Source organism: Pseudomonas sp. Irchel 3A18 (genome assembly GCF_900187465.1).
Taxonomy (GTDB): Bacteria; Pseudomonadota; Gammaproteobacteria; order Pseudomonadales; family Pseudomonadaceae; genus Aquipseudomonas; species Aquipseudomonas cichorii.
On record NZ_FYDI01000002.1, the window covers coordinates 128,914 to 144,735 of the forward strand.

Consider the following 15,822-nt stretch of genomic DNA (forward strand, 5'->3'; position numbering starts at 1 on the left):
ATAAACCTGTTCCGACACAGTCTGTGTGCTACAGAAACAGGTTACAAAGTCGATACAGTTCGCATACTCACTTCATGGAAGAGCATATGAACCTCGTATCGACGCTGTCGAACACGGCCATTTCCACCTACAGCAGCCTTGAAACTGCAAACACTGCTGCCAGCAAAACCGCTGCACTTACAACTTCAGTCACAACACCCCCAGAAACAACCCAACAGCCTAAGGGGACGGATCAAGCGACCTTCTCCAACGTTGCCCTGCAACTCAGCCAGACGACCTCTTCTGCCAGCTCACTATTTCCGGCTCGTCCCGGCATGAGCACCTCCGCCCTGATCATGGCACCCGCCAATCCGGGGCTGGCCACCAGTTCCAAAGGGCTGACCTTTGCCGATGTCGCCACTGACGCCCGCGCACGCATGAATGACAAATACGCGCAAATGGAAGCCAGCGGCACACCTTACGACCGTAATAGCTATGAAGGGCGCGACACCAACTCCCTGCTGGGCGATCTCGACCGGCGCTCGCTTTATGCCGTCAGCAGCAATAAAGACGGGCTCTTTACCAAAGAGGAACAACAAGCCGCCACCAGCGCCATGAGTCGCCAGCAAGGCATTGCAATGGGCCTGTACGACAGCAATGCCGCCAACGCCTTCACCGCCAACCCTGCCAAACACTACGAAGCAGGCCTGACCTTCCTCAACAACGTCAGCCCGGAAGAGAAAGGCTCGGCAGAGTGGCTGCTGCAACACATGAACCTCGAAGAAGGCATTGCCGCGCTCAAGAAAGAAGATAAAACCAAGCCCTCTCAGACCCTGTTTGAAATGATCGCCGAAATGAATTCAGGACAAACCAGAGAAGAGGAAGAAGAGAAGCCTCTGCCTGGAGCCAGTACGGCGAGCGCCCAGGCACCTGTCGCATCTTCGAGCCCGGCACCGGCATCAGGCGCAACCTCCTGACAGTCAGTTTGTCATCGCCACCAAGGTATAGACGCTGCGCTACGCTCTCATTGCGCCCGGATTGTCCGACAGATATCGCGACAGCCCGGGCACAGTGCGTTTGGGCGTGGCATAATCGCTGGCTGTTTTTTCGGGATGCATGAGGCATTTGGGCAATGGGAAATTCCGCCGATGGCAGCAAAGGCATTTGTCTATACGGCATCAAAGCCTGCGACACGATGAAAAAAGCGCGTACCTGGCTCGATGAACATGCTGTGAGCTACGAGTTTCATGATTACAAGACCCTTGGCATTGACCGTGAGCACCTGACGCAGTGGTGCGATGAACACGGCTGGCAAGTGGTGTTGAACCGCGCGGGGACGACCTTTCGCAAGCTCGATGACGGACAGAAGGCCGATCTCGATCAGGCAAAGGCAATCGAACTGATGCTCGCGCAACCGTCGATGATCAAGCGCCCGGTGCTGGATCTTGGCGATAAAACCCTGATTGGTTTCAAACCCGACCTGTATGCAACGGCCATCGCCTGATTGAGATGGCCCTTTAATTGGCAAGAGGAATTTGCATGTCTACTACCCTGTTCAGCCTGGCCTTCGGTGTCGGCACCCAAAACCGTCAAGGCGCGTGGCTGGAAGTCTTTTACGCCCAGCCGTTGATCAACCCGTCGGCTGAGCTGATTGCCGCTATCGCGCCGGTTCTGGGCTACACCGCTGGCAACCAGGCCATTGCGTTCAACACCGATCAAGCCTCGAAACTGGCCGATGCGGTCAAGTCCATCGATGCCACCCAAGCGGCTCTGCTGACTCGCCTGGCAGAAAGCCACAAGCCGCTGGTCGCCACTCTGCTGGCAGAAGATGCGCCGCTGACTTCTACGCCTGAGGCCTACCTCAAGCTGCACCTGCTGTCCCATCGTCTGGCCAAGCCACACGGCCTGAATCTGGCCGGTATCTTCCCGCTGTTGCCAAACGTTGCATGGACCAGCCAGGGTGCCGTGGATCTGGCCGAGCTGGCCGAGCGTCAACTCGAAGCACGCCTGAAGGGCGAGCTGCTGGAAGTCTTCTCGGTGGACAAGTTCCCGAAAATGACCGACTACGTAGTGCCGAGTGGCGTGCGTATCGCTGACAGCGCACGTGTTCGCCTGGGCGCCTACGTGGGCGAAGGCACCACCGTGATGCACGAAGGTTTCGTCAACTTCAACGGCGGCACCGAAGGGCCAGGCATGATCGAAGGCCGTGTTTCGGCAGGCGTCTTCGTCGGTAAGGGTTCCGACCTGGGCGGCGGCTGCTCGACCATGGGCACCCTGTCCGGTGGCGGCAACATCGTCATCAAGGTTGGCGAAGGCTGCCTGATCGGTGCCAACGCCGGTATCGGCATTCCGTTGGGCGACCGCAACACCGTCGAAGCCGGCCTGTACATCACCGCTGGCACCAAAGTCGCTCTGCTCGATGAAAACAACGAGCTGGTCAAAGTCGTCAAGGCCCGCGATCTCGCAGGCCAGACTGACTTGCTGTTCCGTCGCAACTCGCAGACCGGCGCGGTGGAATGCAAAACCCACAAGTCGGCCATCGAGCTGAACGAAGCACTGCACGCTCATAACTGATGCCGTGTCGGGTACAGGGCTTCGCACCCTGTACCCGCTCCATCGAAGCAGGATGAACAATGCCCCTCATTTCTCCATGGCGCGCTGACTTTCCTGCCATCGACGCCCTTCAGCGCCAGGGCCAGACCTATCTGGACAGCGCCGCAACCACGCAAAAACCCCAGGCATTGATCAATGCCCTGACCCATTACTACGCAAACGGTGCCGCCAATGTGCATCGTGCGCAGCATTTACCTGGTGCCCATGCCACCCAGGCGTTCGAGGACAGCCGCAACAAGGTCGCTCACTGGCTGAACGCCCATGAATCCGGCCAGATCATTTTCACCCATGGCGCGACCTCGGCCCTCAACCTGCTGGCCTATGGTCTGGAGCAGGAATTCGCCCCTGGCGACGAGATCGTCATCAGCGCTCTGGAACACCACGCCAACCTGTTGCCCTGGCAACAACTGGCTCAGCGTCGCGACCTGAAACTGGTGATCCTGCCTCTCGACAGCCATGGCCTGATCGATCTGAATGCGGCCACTGCACTGATCGGTCCGCGCACTCGCCTGCTGGCGGTCAGTCAGCTCTCCAACGTCCTCGGTGCCTGGCAGCCCTTGCCGCGCCTGATGGAACTGGCCAGGGCGCAAGGCGCATTGACGGTGGTGGATGGTGCGCAGGGCGTGGTCCATGGTCGGCATGATGTGCAGGCACTGGGTTGCGACTTCTATGTGTTTTCCAGCCACAAGCTCTACGGCCCGGACGGGCTCGGCGTGCTGTATGCCAGCAACACCGCCCTGCCACGCCTGAAGCACTGGCAATACGGCGGCGAAATGGTGCTCGACGCCGATTATCAGCAGGCCAGTTTCCGCCCCGCGCCCCTGGGCTTCGAGGCCGGTACGCCGCCGATTGCCAGCGTGATCGGCCTGGGAGCGACACTGGATTATCTGGACAGTCTGGATCAGCAGGCCGTGGCCGAGCATGAAACCCGGCTGCATCAGCGTCTTCTGGAGGGCTTGCAACAGCGCGAAGGCATTCGCGTGCTGGGTTCGCCGGAACTGGCACTGGTCAGCTTCGTGGTCGATGGCGTGCATAACGCCGATCTGGCTCACCTGCTGACTGAACAGGGCATTGCCGTGCGCGCTGGCCATCATTGCGCGATGCCGCTGCTCAAGAGTCTCGGGCTGCCGGGCGCAATCCGTGTATCACTTGGCCTGTACAACGATTCGGATGACTTGCTGCGCTTTTTCAGTGCTCTGGATCAGGCGCTGGAGTTGCTGCGATGACCCTGACCACAGGTGCACAAACCGCGCTGGACACCTTCAGCCAGCTTCAAGGCTGGGAACAACGCGCTCGTCTGCTGATGCAATGGGGCGACCGGCTGCCCGCCCTGAGTGACGACGAAAAGTCCGAAGAGCATCTGGTGCAGGGCTGTGAAAGCAAGGTCTGGTTACTGGGCGCTGTCAGCGATGGACGCTGGCAGTTTCGGGCTGCCAGCGACGCCCGGTTGATTCGCGGTCTGGTGGCGCTGCTGCTGGAGCGGGTCAATGGCCTGTCAGAGCAGGAGCTGCTGGAAGTTGACCTGCCCGACTGGTTCAACCAATTGGGCCTGAGTCGCCAGCTGTCACCTTCGCGCAGCAACGGCCTCAACGCCGTGCTGCAAAAGATGCGGCAACTGGCTCACGCCTGAGGCAGCGGGACCGAAACCGGTTTTGCACGCTCGGACGGGCGTCGTGCTCCGGCCACCAGCTTGTCGATAGCCCGGGTGGCCGCGACCATGCCGAAGGTCGCCGTCACCATCATCACCGCGCCGAAACCTCCCGCGCAGTCGAGTTTGACGCCATCACCTACGAAACGCTTCTGCAGGCAGATGCTGCCATCGGGCTTGGGATAGCGCAGTTGCTCGCTGGAAAACACACAGGGCACGCTGTAGTGACGATTCGGCGTACGGGAGAAACCGTATTCGCGGCGCAGAGTCGAGCGTACCTTGGAGGCCAGCGGATCGTTGAAGGTGCGGTTCAGGTCACCGATCTGAATCTGGGTGGGGTCAATCTGCCCACCAGCCCCTCCCGTGGTCACGATCTGGATCTTGCGTCGCTTGCACCATGAAATCAGCGCTGCCTTGGCATTGACGCTGTCGATGCAGTCGATCACGAAGTCCAGATCCGGGGTGATGTAATCCGCCATGGTGTCCCGGGTCACGAAATCGCTGACCGCATGAACCGTACACGCAGGGTTGATGGCCTTTATGCGCTCGGCCATGACCTCGACCTTGGGCCGCCCTACCGTGCTGTCCAGCGCATGCAACTGACGATTGCTGTTGCTGACGCAGACGTCATCCATATCGAACAGGGAAATCTCGCCCACACCGCAGCGCGCCATGGCCTCGGCCGCCCATGAACCCACGCCGCCGATACCGACCACGGCCACATGAGCTGCACGCAAGCGCTCCAGCCCCTCGATGCCGTACAAACGGGCGATGCCTGCGAACCGTGGATCTTCTGTGCTCATGTCAATTACCCCGAAAAACCGGCGCGCATTATAAGAGGTTTGGCAGAGGCGCGGCACCCTTATCATCGCCCGGTTTGCAATCAGCGCCTGCAGAGTACCGGCCAAATATGCATAGACTCCCTTTACAAGCGGGAACAACTTACCACCGCCCTACATAGAAAACCTTTTCACTGAATTATTTTGTTTATAAATCAGAATCAGTACCGCAACACACTGACGACATGAGTTCTATATCCTGCCCTTCCAGAAAGTTTCAGATCTGTGCAATCAGAAAAACTACAAAACGGATGTATGTTCATGAGTTCTACCCGCACCGACCCACTTCCCTCCCCCATGGAGCAAACTGCCTTTCAGGAAAAGCGCTGGCAAGCGTTAGCCGTTATCTGTCTGGCAACCCTGATGATCGTGCTGGATACGACGATCGTGAATGTTGCACTTCCCTCTATCAAACTTGATCTGGGCTTTGATGATGTCTCGCTGGCATGGGTCATCAATGTCTATCTGCTGACCTTTGGCGGGTTCCTGTTGCTGGGTGGCCGCCTTGGAGACCTGTACGGACAGCGGATGATTTTCGTCTGGGGCACCAGCCTGTTTACCCTGGCATCACTGGCCTGCGGTATCGCAACGACTCAAGAGACGCTTATCGCAGCCCGCGCACTTCAAGGCTTTGGCGGTGCACTGCTGACCTCGACGGCGCTGTCGCTCATCATTCGCCTGTTCACGGACCCGTCCGAACGTGCAAAAGCCATTGGTGCCTACAGCTTCGTATGTACCGGTGGCGGCAGCATCGGTGTACTGCTCGGTGGCGTCCTGACCGACCTTTATGAGTGGTATGCGATTTTCCTGATCAACCTGCCGATAGGCGTTCTTGTTCTCGCACTGAGTCGGCGCTTGCTGCCACCTGTCGAAATAACAGAAAAAGGCGCCCTGGACATAGCAGGTGCCATTACCATAATTGCAGCGTTGATAGTGGCCGTTTATGCAATCATGAATGGCAATCATATTGGCTGGACTTCTAAAACAACAGTAAGCCAACTGACCTTGGCAACCCTAATGTTCATTGTATTTATCCGGATAGAACTTTGTACGAAAGTTCCTCTGATTCCTGTACGACTTTTCCACTCAAGAAATCTGACAACGGCAAACTTCATCGGAATGCTTTGGGCAACTTCCATGTTCGCCTGGTTTTTTCTTTGTGCCCTGTATCTTCAACAAGTACTGGACTACTCACCTCTTGAAGTCGGCCTGGCGTTTCTTCCGGCCAATCTGGTGATGGCACTGTGTTCATTGCTCCTGTCTTCGAGACTCATCATTCGCTACGGCGTCAAACTGCCGCTGGTTCTTGGGCTGGGGCTCGCTGCCGCAGGTCTTTTCCTGTTGGCCAGGGCACCCGTCGATGGCAATTTCCTGCTGGATATCCTGCCGGGGATGCTGCTGATCGGCGTGGGTGCAGGCATGGGTTTCAACCCGATACTGGTGGCCGCCATGAGTGATGCAAAGACCGGCGAAGAAGGTATCGCTTCGGGCATCGTCAATACCTCTTTCATGATGGGAGGCGCGCTGGGTCTGGCGATTATCAGCAGCCTGGCTTCGCATTACAGCGAACGACTCACAGAAGCAGGCCACACCGCACTTGAAGCCTTGAGCGGCGGCTATGGCGCGGCGTTCCTGCTCGGTGGTCTGCTGGCGCTTGTGGCATCACTGACCGGGGCAATATTCATGCGCAAATGACAGCGAGATTGAAGGTCCGGGTATTGAACGGCGGTCATGAACGCCGTTTAACTTCGTTTTGCTTTAAGATATCCGCCTTTTCGCGCCCACAGCCTTGTTCCCGGAGTTCTGTTCATGACAGCCCCAGCCGACCTTTCGCCCACGCTTCAACTCGCCTGCGACCTGATTCGCCGTCCTTCGGTCACTCCGGTCGATGCCGATTGCCAGACGGTGATGATGCAACGTCTGGGCGGTGCGGGCTTCAAGCTGGAGCCCATGCGCATCGAAGACGTCGACAACTTCTGGGCCACCCATGGCACCAGCGAAGGTCCGGTGCTGTGCTTCGCCGGTCACACCGATGTGGTTCCCACCGGCCCGGTCCAGGCCTGGCAGACCGATCCGTTCGATGCACTGATCGATGAGCACGGCATGCTCTGCGGTCGTGGCGCAGCGGACATGAAAGGCAGTCTGGCGGCGATGGTGGTGGCGTGCGAGCGTTTCGTCAGCGATTACCCTGACCACAAGGGTTCGGTGGCATTCCTGATCACCAGCGACGAAGAAGGTCCGGCACACCATGGCACCAAGGCCGTGGTTGAACGTCTGGCAGCCCGTAAAGAGCGCCTGGACTGGTGCATCGTCGGCGAACCGTCGAGCACCACGCTGGTGGGCGATGTGGTGAAAAACGGACGTCGCGGCTCGCTGGGCGCCAAGCTCACCGTGCGCGGCATTCAGGGCCATGTGGCCTACCCGCATCTGGCGAAAAACCCGATTCATCTGGCCGCTCCGGCGCTGGCCGAACTGGCCGCCGAGCACTGGGACGATGGCAATGCCTTTTTCCCGCCGACCAGCTTCCAGATATCCAACCTCAATTCGGGCACTGGCGCGACCAACGTGATCCCCGGTGATCTGGTGGCAGTATTCAACTTCCGCTTCTCGACCGAATCCACCGTCGAAGGTTTGCAACAGCGTGTCGCCACCATCCTCGACAGACACGGCCTGGACTGGCATGTGGACTGGGCGCTGTCGGGCCTGCCGTTCCTGACCGAACCCGGCGCTTTGCTGGATGCGGTTTCAGACAGCATCAGGAAAGTCACCGGCCGTGAAACCAAGGCGTCCACCAGTGGCGGCACTTCGGATGGCCGTTTCATCGCAACCCTGGGGACTCAGGTGGTTGAACTGGGGCCGGTCAACGCGACCATCCACCAGGTCAACGAACGTATCCTGGCCAGCGACCTCGATGTCCTGACCGAGATCTACTACCAGACCATGGTCAAGTTGCTCGCCTGATGCTGACCTGCCCAATCTGTTCGGCGCCTCTGGGCGCCGCCGACAATGGCGTGGTATGCCCCGCCAATCATCGCTTCGACCGTGCACGTCAGGGCTATCTGAACCTGTTGCCGGTGCAGCACAAGAACAGCCGTGACCCTGGCGACAATCAGGCCATGGTCGAGGCCCGACGCGACTTCCTGAATGCCGGGCATTACGCGCCGGTGGCTCAGCGTCTGGCCGAGCTGGCTGCAGAACGTGCCCCGGCTCGCTGGCTGGATATCGGCTGTGGCGAGGGTTACTACACGGCGCAGATCGCCGAGGCCCTGCCTGATGCCGATGGCTATGCGCTGGATATTTCCCGCGAAGCGGTCAAGCGCGCCTGCCGCCGTAACCCGAAGCTGACCTGGATGGTCGCCAGCATGGCCCGTGTGCCAATGCCAGACGCCAGCTGCCAGTTTCTGGCCAGCGTTTTCAGCCCTCTGGACTGGAAAGAAGCCAAGCGTTTGCTGAGTCCCGGCGGCGGACTGATGCGCGTCGGCCCCACCAACGACCATCTGATGGAGCTGCGCCAGCGGCTCTATGATGAGGTTCGCGATTATGCCGACGACAAGCACCTGGCTCTGGTGCCGGAAGGCATGCAGTTACAACACAGCGAAACCCTGCGCTACACCCTGAAGCTGATCGACGGGCAGTCCCGCGCCGACCTGCTGGCCATGACGCCCCATGGATGGCGTGCCAGCGCCGAGCGCCGCACGGCTGTCATCGAGCACCCCGGACCGTTCAAGGTCACCGTTTCCATGCGCTACGATTATTTCGTGCTGCTGTAGCATTCAAGTGAGGCCCCCATGCGCCAACCCGATATCGAGATTTACCTCAAAGACGAAGACGTCGATCACAAGGCCATTGCCCAATGGCTCGGCACCGCGCTCGGCCCTTGCAGCGACTGGACCCAGAAAGGCCAGACCTGGAAGTGCAAGGCCGGCAATGTTCCTGTGACCTGGCTGCCAAAGGCCGTGGGCAAATGGAACAGCCTTTACCTGGAAAGCGACAAGACACCATGGGAAGACGACATCGCCTGCGCCCGTGCCGCTTTCGCCGCCCTTGATGTCGAAGTGCGCTGTGCGCCGGGAACCTGGGTCGAAGAAGAAAGCGATGATGCTGCCGATCGCTGGATTCGCATCAGCGCCGATGGCGAAGAAGAGATTACCTGGCGCACTTCGTAACCCTTTCGCGAATTCATTCTCGAAAGCATCCAGGCACACATTTTCAGTACCTGAACATACTGTCGCGACCAAGACACCCCCCGCTCGTTTGCCTCCGGGATCGGCCACTTTGCCCATCCCGGACAGATACGGCACACTGATGCCCATCGGGCGCTCGCCCCTACATCCCACTCAGCAGAAGCCGTATGACCCGTTCCCCGTTCCGTCGTCTTGTATTCGGCACTCTGCGCCGGTTGCTGTACCTCTGGGTTCGCTCGGAAACCATCAACCAGTCGTCTTTCACGCTCAATCTGGACCGCAGTCGTCCGGTGTTCTATGTGCTGCAATCGCCATCCCTGAGCGATCTGGCAGTCATCGATACCGAGTGCCGCAAGGCCGGCCTGCCGCGACCGATCCTGCCGGTGTCGGTGGGTAACCTGATGGAACCTGCCGCGTTCTTTTACCTGACCCCCGAGCCTGACTGGCTGGGCCGTCACGACAAACGCGGTGCGCCGCCGACGCTTGAACGGCTGCTTGAGACGGTCAACCAGAACCCGACTGAAGATGCGCAAGTCATTCCGGTCAGCGTGTTCTGGGGACAATCGCCGGACCGCGAATCCAGCGCCTGGAAACTGCTGTTCGCCGACAGCTGGGCGGTAACCGGACGCCTGCGTCGCCTGGTCACCATTCTGATTCTGGGCCGCAAGACCCGCGTGCAGTTCTCGAACCCTATCCATCTGCGCGATCTGGTCAACGAAAACAAAAGCCCGGAACTGACGCTGCGCATGAGCCAGCGCCTGTTGCGGGTGCGCTTTCGCAACCTGAAAACAGCGGTCATCGGTCCCGACGTTTCCCACCGTCGCAATCTGGTCAAAGGCCTGCTGGACGAGCCCATGGTCCAGCAGGCGATTGTCGAAGAAGCCGAGCGCGAGAAAATCACTCACGAGAAGGCCCGGGAACAGGCCCTGCGCTACGGCAACGAAATTGCGTCGGACTACACCTATTCGGCCATCCGTTTTCTGGAAGTGGTGCTGAGCTGGTTCTGGAACAAGATCTACGACGGGATCAAGGTCAGCCACATAGAAGGCGTGCAGGACGTCGCGCCCGGCCATGAAGTGATTTATGTGCCCTGCCATCGCAGCCACATCGATTACCTGCTGCTGTCCTATCTGCTGTTTCGCAACGGCCTGACGCCACCGCACATTGCAGCAGGCATCAACCTGAACATGCCGGTGATCGGTGGCCTGCTGCGTCGGGGTGGCGCGTTTTTCATGCGTCGGACCTTCAAGGGCAATCCGCTGTACACCGCCGTGTTCAACGAATACCTGCACACCCTGTTCACCAAGGGCTTTCCGGTCGAATACTTCGTCGAAGGTGGCCGTTCGCGTACCGGACGCATGCTGCAACCCAAGACCGGCATGCTCGCCATTACCCTGCGCAGCTTCCTGCGCAATTCGCGTATGCCCATCGTGTTCGTGCCGGTGTATATCGGCTATGAGCGGGTACTCGAAGGCCGTACTTACCTGGGCGAACTGCGCGGGGCCAGCAAGAAGAAAGAATCGATCTTCGATATCTTCAAGGTCATCGGCGCCCTCAAGCAGCGCTTCGGGCAAGTGTCGGTGAACTTTGGCGAGCCGATCAAGCTGGCGCAGTTCCTCGACAGCGAACAGCCCGACTGGCGCGAACAGGAACTGGGGCCGCAATTCCGTCCGGCGTGGCTCAATGAGACCACCAACCGCCTGGGCGAGCGAGTAGCCCGGCATCTGAACGAAGCCGCAGCCGTGAACCCGATGAATCTGGTGGCCGTAGCACTGCTTTCCACCCAACGGCTGGCGCTGGACGATCAGGCCATGGAGCGGGTGCTGGATCTGTATCTGGCACTGCTGCGCAAAGTACCGTATTCACCACACACGACATTGCCCGAAGGCAATGGCCGGGCACTGATCGAGCATGTCAAAGGCATGGATCTGCTGGCCGAGCAAAAGGATGCATTGGGCAAGATTCTGTATCTGAACGAACAGAATGCAGTCCTGATGACCTACTACCGCAACAACGTGCTGCATATCTTCGCGATGCCTTCGCTGCTGGCAAGCTTCTTCCAGAGCTCGTCGCGCATGAACCGCGAGCAGATCCTGCGCTACACCCGTGCGTTGTATCCGTACCTGCAATCGGAGCTGTTCATTCGCTGGCCCCTGGAAGAGCTGGATGAAGTCGTCGACCAATGGCTGGCCGCACTGGTCGAGCAAGGCCTGCTGCGCTTCAAGAACGATGCCTATGTCCGTCCGGAACCGAGTTCCAGGGAGTATGTGCAACTGACGCTGTTGTCCAAGGCCATCGCCCAGACCTTGCAGCGTTTCTACATGGCCATCTCGTTGCTGCTCAACAGCGGCCAGAACACGCTGAGCGCAGAGGAGCTGGAAGACCTGTGTACGGTCATGGCCCAGCGGCTATCGATCCTGCATGGCCTAAATGCCCCGGAGTTCTTCGACAAGAGCCTGTTCCGGCATTTCATCCAGACCTTGCTCGACCTCGGTGTGCTGCGCAAGGACGGCGCTGGAAAGCTGAGCCATCACCCGTTGCTCGGAGAACTGGCGGAAGGCGCAGCCAAGCGTGTGCTGCCGGGCGATATCCGCCTGTCGATCCGGCAGGTGACGCTGCATAACGAGATCGAAGAAACGCCTGCCGCAGATTGATCCACGCTTTTCAGGTTCCCTGATAACCTCAATGCAGGGTCGCGCTGATGTTCATGTCAGCGCGACTTTCAAGACTCCACAAAATAAGGATGCTGCCATGCTTCGCCCATCGTTTAGCTTTGCCGGCCTGTGCGCAGGCCTGCTGCTGTCGGCCAACGTGTTTGCCCTGTCTCTGGGTGACCTGTCGCAATCGGACGCCACTGGCGGGCTCAAGGATGCACTGACCCAGGGCGCTCAGGTAGCGGTCAAGCAACTGGGCGTGCCCGGAGGTTTCAGTAATAACCAGGAAGTGCGTATCGAATTGCCGGGGAATCTGGGCAAGGTCGCGAAAAAGATGAAGCAGTTCGGCATGGGCGCTCAGGTCGATCAACTGGAAGCCAGCATGAACCAGGCCGCCGAGGCTGCCGTTCCCCAGGCTCAGGCCTTGCTGGTGGATGCGGTCAAGAAAATGAGCGTGGCCGATGCCAAGTCGATCCTCAGTGGCGGCAAGGACTCCGCCACTCAGTACCTGAACAGCAGCAGCCGTGAGCAGATCCGCGCCAAATTCCTGCCTATCGTCAAGCAGGCCACCGACAAGGTAGGCCTGGCCCAGAAATACAACGCCTTTGCCGGTCAGGCCGCCACCTTGGGCGTTCTGGACGCGAAAAGCTCAAATATTGAAGGCTATGTGACCGAGCAGGCGCTCAACGGCCTGTTCGAGATGATCGCCAAACAGGAAGAAAGCATCCGCGCCAACCCGGCTGCAGCAGCGACCGGATTGGCGAAGAAGGTGTTTGGAGCGCTTTAACCGAGTAGGAGCGGATTCATCCGCGAATGGTTTTTCGCGAATACATTGGCTCCTACGACCGCTTTACCCTGAACCACGCCGCATAAAGCGCTGGCAGGAACAGCAAGGTCAGCGCCGTGGCGACAATCAGTCCGCCCATGATCGCCACTGCCATCGGGCCGAAGAACAGGCTGCGCGACAGCGGAATCATGGCCAGGACGGCAGCCAGTGCCGTCAGCACGATCGGGCGGAAACGGCGCACCGTGGCTTCGATGATGGCGTGCCATTGATCCTGGCCGCTGGCGATATCCTGCTCGATCTGGTCCACCAGAATCACCGAATTGCGCATGATCATCCCGGACAGGGCGATGGTCCCCAGCATGGCAACGAAGCCGAACGGCTGGTTGAAGATCAGCAGGAACAGCGTCACGCCGATCAAACCCAACGGCGCAGTCACGAACACCATGAACATGCGTGAAAAACTGCGCAACTGGATCATCAGCAAGGTCAGCACGACCACGATGAACAACGGCACACCGGCATTCACCGAGTTCTGCCCGCGAGCCGAATCCTCCACCGTACCGCCCACTTCCAGCAGATAGCCATCCGGCAGTTCAGCACGTACCGGCTCAAGGGTCGGCAGGATCTGCTGGACCAGTGTCGCCGGCTGTTCCTTGCCGTAGATATCGGCACGCACCGTCACGCTGGGCAGACGATTGCGATGCCAGATGACACCCTCTTCAAAACCATACTCCAGGGTCGCAACCTGCGACAGCGCAATGCTGGCTCCACTTTGCGTGGGCACCGCCAGACTCGACAGATTACCCAGTTGCTCACGTTCGTTGCGGGTGCCGCGCAGCAGGATTTCGATCAGTTCATCGTCCTCACGGAACTGGCTCACGCTGGAACCGGTAAGGGAGTTTCGCAGGAAGGCCGAAAGATCCGCCGTGGTGACGCCCAGCGCCCGCGCCCGGTCCTGATCGATATTCAAATGCACGACCTTGCTGGGCTCTTCCCAGTCCAGATGGACATTGGAGACGTGCGGGTTCTCCCTCACTTTCTCCCGGACCTGACGAGCCAGCTCCCGAACCACTTCGATATGCTCGCCCGTCACCCGGAACTGCACCGGATACCCCACGGGCGGGCCGTTTTCCAGGCGTGTCACCCGTGAACGCAAAGTAGGGAATTGCTCGTTGAGACTGGTGATCAGCCAACTGCGCAGGGCTTCACGATCTTCGATGGTCTTGGTCAGTACCACGATCTGGGCAAAGCTTGGCGCGGGCAGTTGCTGATCCAGCGGTAGATAGAAACGCGGCGAACCGGTGCCCACATAAGCCACGTGGTTATCGATACCCGGATGATCCTTGAGCATCTGCTCCAGCCGGGTGACCTGCTCGGTGGTGTTTTGCAGGGACGCGCCTTCCGCCAGCTTCAGATCGACCATCAGTTCCAGTCGTCCCGATGCCGGGAAGAACTGCTGCGGAACGAAACGGAACATCACCACCGACAACACAAAAAGCGCGACGGTGGCGACAATCACGGTCTTGCGCCGCTCTACGCACCAGCCCACCAGCGCACGCACACGCTTGTACATGGGGGTCGCGTAAGGATCGGGAGCGTCAGAGCCATGTTTGGCCGCATGAATCTTCGCCAGATCCGGCAACAGGCGGTCGCCCAGATAAGGCACAAACATCACCGCCACAATCCAGGAAGCGATCAGCGCAATGGTCACGACCTGAAAGATCGAGCGGGTGTATTCGCCGGTACTCGACAGCGCAGTGGCAATCGGCAGAAACCCGGCTGCGGTAATCAAGGTGCCGGTCAGCATCGGGAAGGCCGTGCTGGTCCAGGCGAAGCTGGCCGCCTTGAGCCGGTCGTAGCCCTGCTCCATTTTTATCGCCATCATTTCCACTGCAATGATCGCGTCATCCACCAACAAGCCCAACGCCAGCACCAAAGCGCCAAGGGAAATCTTGTGCAGGCCGATCCCCAGGTAATACATGGTGGCGAAGGTCATGGCCAATACCAGCGGAATCGCCAGGGCAACCACCATCCCGGTGCGCACGCCCAGCGAGAAGAAACTCACCAGCAAGACGATAACCAGCGCCTCGGCCAGTACCTGAACGAACTCGCCCACACCGGTTTTCACCGCTGCTGGCTGATCGGAAACCTTGCGCAGTTGCATGCCGGCGGGCAGGTTGTTCTGCAGGCGGGCAAACTCGCCTTCCAGAGCACGGCCCAGCACCAGAATGTCGCCACCGTCCTTCATGGCCACCGCCAGACCGATGGCATCCTCATCCATGAAGCGCATGCGCGGTGCCGGTGGATCGTTGAAGCCGCGATGCACGTCGGCCAGATCGCTGATGCGCAATGTGCGATCACCGACCCGGATCGGGAAGTTGCGAATTTCGTCCACCGACTGAAAGCGCCCGCTGACCCGCAACTGGATACGCTCGGCCGGGGTTTCAAAGAAACTGGCAGACGACACCGTGTTCTGCGCCTCAAGGGCCTGCTGCACGGCCTCCATGGGCAAGCCGAGGGTGGCCAGCTTGACGTTCGACAGTTCGATCCAGACCTTCTCGTCCTGCAGGCCGATCAGTTCGACCTTGCCGACATCCTTGACCCGCTGCAAACGTATCTGAATGCGCTCGGCATAGTCCTTGAGCACGGCGTAATCAAACCCTTCGCCGCTCAGTGCATAGATATTGCCGAACGTGGTGCCGAACTCATCGTTGAAAAACGGCCCCTGCACGCCTTGTGGCAAGGTCTGGCGGATATCGCCGATCTTCTTGCGCAACTGATACCAGAGCTCGGGCACCGCCGCCGAAAAGATCGAGTCGCGGGCAATGAACGTCACGGTCGATTCACCGGGACGCGAGAACGAGGAAATCCGCTCGTACTCACCGGTTTCCATCAGTTTCTTTTCGATTTTATCAGTCACCTGCCGCGCCACTTCCTCGGCACTGGCGCCCGGCCACAAGGTACGGATGACCATGGCCTTGAAGGTGAAAGGAGGATCTTCGCTTTGCCCAAGCTTGGTGTAGGAAAGCGCTCCAACAACCGCCAGCACGATCATCAGGTACAGGACGACCTGGCGATGACGCAGCGCCCATTCGGAAAGATTGAAATGCATCTGCGT

The 15,822-nt window shown here is 59.3% G+C and carries 13 protein-coding genes; 11 read left to right on the forward strand and 2 right to left on the reverse strand.

Annotation, left to right across the window (positions count from 1 at the left end; genetic code table 11):
• The first annotated feature begins 86 nt into the window (after positions 1–86).
• The 5 genes from CKW23_RS03625 (at position 87) to CKW23_RS03645 (ending at position 4,222) form a co-directional block, all read left to right on the forward strand.
• Complete coding sequence (locus CKW23_RS03625; RefSeq protein WP_025258940.1) at positions 87–956, forward strand: hypothetical protein; 870 nt, start codon at positions 87–89, stop codon at positions 954–956.
• 155 nt (positions 957–1,111) lie between these two features.
• Complete coding sequence (locus CKW23_RS03630) at positions 1,112–1,483, forward strand: ArsC family reductase (RefSeq protein ID WP_038399760.1); 372 nt, start codon at positions 1,112–1,114, stop codon at positions 1,481–1,483.
• 35 nt (positions 1,484–1,518) lie between these two features.
• Complete coding sequence (dapD, locus tag CKW23_RS03635; protein WP_025258938.1) at positions 1,519–2,553, forward strand: 2,3,4,5-tetrahydropyridine-2,6-dicarboxylate N-succinyltransferase; 1,035 nt, start codon at positions 1,519–1,521, stop codon at positions 2,551–2,553.
• 59 nt (positions 2,554–2,612) lie between these two features.
• Positions 2,613–3,818: an aminotransferase class V-fold PLP-dependent enzyme gene (locus CKW23_RS03640; RefSeq protein WP_095067038.1), complete on the forward strand. Its 1,206-nt coding sequence runs from the start codon at positions 2,613–2,615 to the stop codon at positions 3,816–3,818.
• Positions 3,815–4,222 (forward strand): SufE family protein, encoded by a 408-nt coding sequence (locus CKW23_RS03645; RefSeq protein ID WP_025258936.1) that lies wholly within the window; start codon positions 3,815–3,817, stop codon positions 4,220–4,222. Before CKW23_RS03640 ends, CKW23_RS03645 begins: the two co-directional genes overlap by 4 nt.
• Here CKW23_RS03645 and tcdA read toward each other — a convergent pair.
• Complete coding sequence (tcdA, locus tag CKW23_RS03650) at positions 4,213–5,043, reverse strand: tRNA cyclic N6-threonylcarbamoyladenosine(37) synthase TcdA (RefSeq protein WP_095067039.1); 831 nt, start codon at positions 5,041–5,043, stop codon at positions 4,213–4,215. The genes CKW23_RS03645 and tcdA overlap by 10 nt on opposite strands.
• Before the next feature lie 297 nt (positions 5,044–5,340).
• On the opposite strand from tcdA, the gene CKW23_RS03655 reads away from it, so the two are divergent.
• The 6 genes from CKW23_RS03655 (at position 5,341) to CKW23_RS03680 (ending at position 12,704) form a co-directional block, all read left to right on the forward strand.
• Complete coding sequence (locus CKW23_RS03655; protein WP_218250562.1) at positions 5,341–6,774, forward strand: DHA2 family efflux MFS transporter permease subunit; 1,434 nt, start codon at positions 5,341–5,343, stop codon at positions 6,772–6,774.
• Between the two features lie 114 nt (positions 6,775–6,888).
• A complete protein-coding gene (dapE, locus tag CKW23_RS03660; protein WP_095067041.1) occupies positions 6,889–8,040 on the forward strand; it encodes a succinyl-diaminopimelate desuccinylase in 1,152 nt (383 codons plus the stop codon).
• On the forward strand, positions 8,040–8,849 hold the full coding sequence (locus CKW23_RS03665; RefSeq protein ID WP_095067042.1) for a putative RNA methyltransferase: 810 nt from the start codon (positions 8,040–8,042) through the stop codon (positions 8,847–8,849). The genes dapE and CKW23_RS03665 overlap by 1 nt, the downstream gene beginning before the upstream one ends.
• An 18-nt stretch (positions 8,850–8,867) precedes the next feature.
• On the forward strand, positions 8,868–9,245 hold the full coding sequence (locus CKW23_RS03670) for a hypothetical protein (RefSeq protein ID WP_025258931.1): 378 nt from the start codon (positions 8,868–8,870) through the stop codon (positions 9,243–9,245).
• Positions 9,246–9,430: 185 nt separating this feature from the next.
• A complete protein-coding gene (gene plsB, locus CKW23_RS03675) occupies positions 9,431–11,917 on the forward strand; it encodes a glycerol-3-phosphate 1-O-acyltransferase PlsB (protein WP_025258930.1) in 2,487 nt (828 codons plus the stop codon).
• A gap of 97 nt (positions 11,918–12,014) precedes the next feature.
• Entirely contained in the window at positions 12,015–12,704 is a 690-nt protein-coding gene (locus CKW23_RS03680) for a DUF4197 domain-containing protein (RefSeq protein WP_025258929.1), read from the forward strand.
• Between the two features lie 52 nt (positions 12,705–12,756).
• Here the strand turns inward: CKW23_RS03680 and CKW23_RS03685 are convergent, their stop codons facing one another.
• The gene (locus CKW23_RS03685) at positions 12,757–15,816 is read right to left on the reverse strand and encodes an efflux RND transporter permease subunit (RefSeq protein WP_095067043.1); all 3,060 of its coding nucleotides are present in this window, start codon (positions 15,814–15,816) and stop codon (positions 12,757–12,759) included.
• Between the last annotated feature and the right edge of the window lie 6 nt (positions 15,817–15,822).

What these genes read in the sequence shown, in the direction of transcription:
- tcdA (WP_095067039.1), bottom strand. Translation starts at nt 5,043, where the DNA reads ATGAGCACAGAAGATCCACGGTTCGCAGGCATCGCCCGTTTGTACGGC.
- CKW23_RS03670 (WP_025258931.1), top strand. Translation starts at nt 8,868, where the DNA reads ATGCGCCAACCCGATATCGAGATTTACCTCAAAGACGAAGACGTCGAT.
- CKW23_RS03655 (WP_218250562.1), top strand. Translation starts at nt 5,341, where the DNA reads ATGAGTTCTACCCGCACCGACCCACTTCCCTCCCCCATGGAGCAAACT.
- CKW23_RS03665 (WP_095067042.1), top strand. Translation starts at nt 8,040, where the DNA reads ATGCTGACCTGCCCAATCTGTTCGGCGCCTCTGGGCGCCGCCGACAAT.
- CKW23_RS03645 (WP_025258936.1), top strand. Translation starts at nt 3,815, where the DNA reads ATGACCCTGACCACAGGTGCACAAACCGCGCTGGACACCTTCAGCCAG.
- dapE (WP_095067041.1), top strand. Translation starts at nt 6,889, where the DNA reads ATGACAGCCCCAGCCGACCTTTCGCCCACGCTTCAACTCGCCTGCGAC.
- CKW23_RS03680 (WP_025258929.1), top strand. Translation starts at nt 12,015, where the DNA reads ATGCTTCGCCCATCGTTTAGCTTTGCCGGCCTGTGCGCAGGCCTGCTG.
- dapD (WP_025258938.1), top strand. Translation starts at nt 1,519, where the DNA reads ATGTCTACTACCCTGTTCAGCCTGGCCTTCGGTGTCGGCACCCAAAAC.
- CKW23_RS03685 (WP_095067043.1), bottom strand. Translation starts at nt 15,816, where the DNA reads ATGCATTTCAATCTTTCCGAATGGGCGCTGCGTCATCGCCAGGTCGTC.
- plsB (WP_025258930.1), top strand. Translation starts at nt 9,431, where the DNA reads ATGACCCGTTCCCCGTTCCGTCGTCTTGTATTCGGCACTCTGCGCCGG.
- CKW23_RS03625 (WP_025258940.1), top strand. Translation starts at nt 87, where the DNA reads ATGAACCTCGTATCGACGCTGTCGAACACGGCCATTTCCACCTACAGC.
- CKW23_RS03640 (WP_095067038.1), top strand. Translation starts at nt 2,613, where the DNA reads ATGCCCCTCATTTCTCCATGGCGCGCTGACTTTCCTGCCATCGACGCC.
- CKW23_RS03630 (WP_038399760.1), top strand. Translation starts at nt 1,112, where the DNA reads ATGGGAAATTCCGCCGATGGCAGCAAAGGCATTTGTCTATACGGCATC.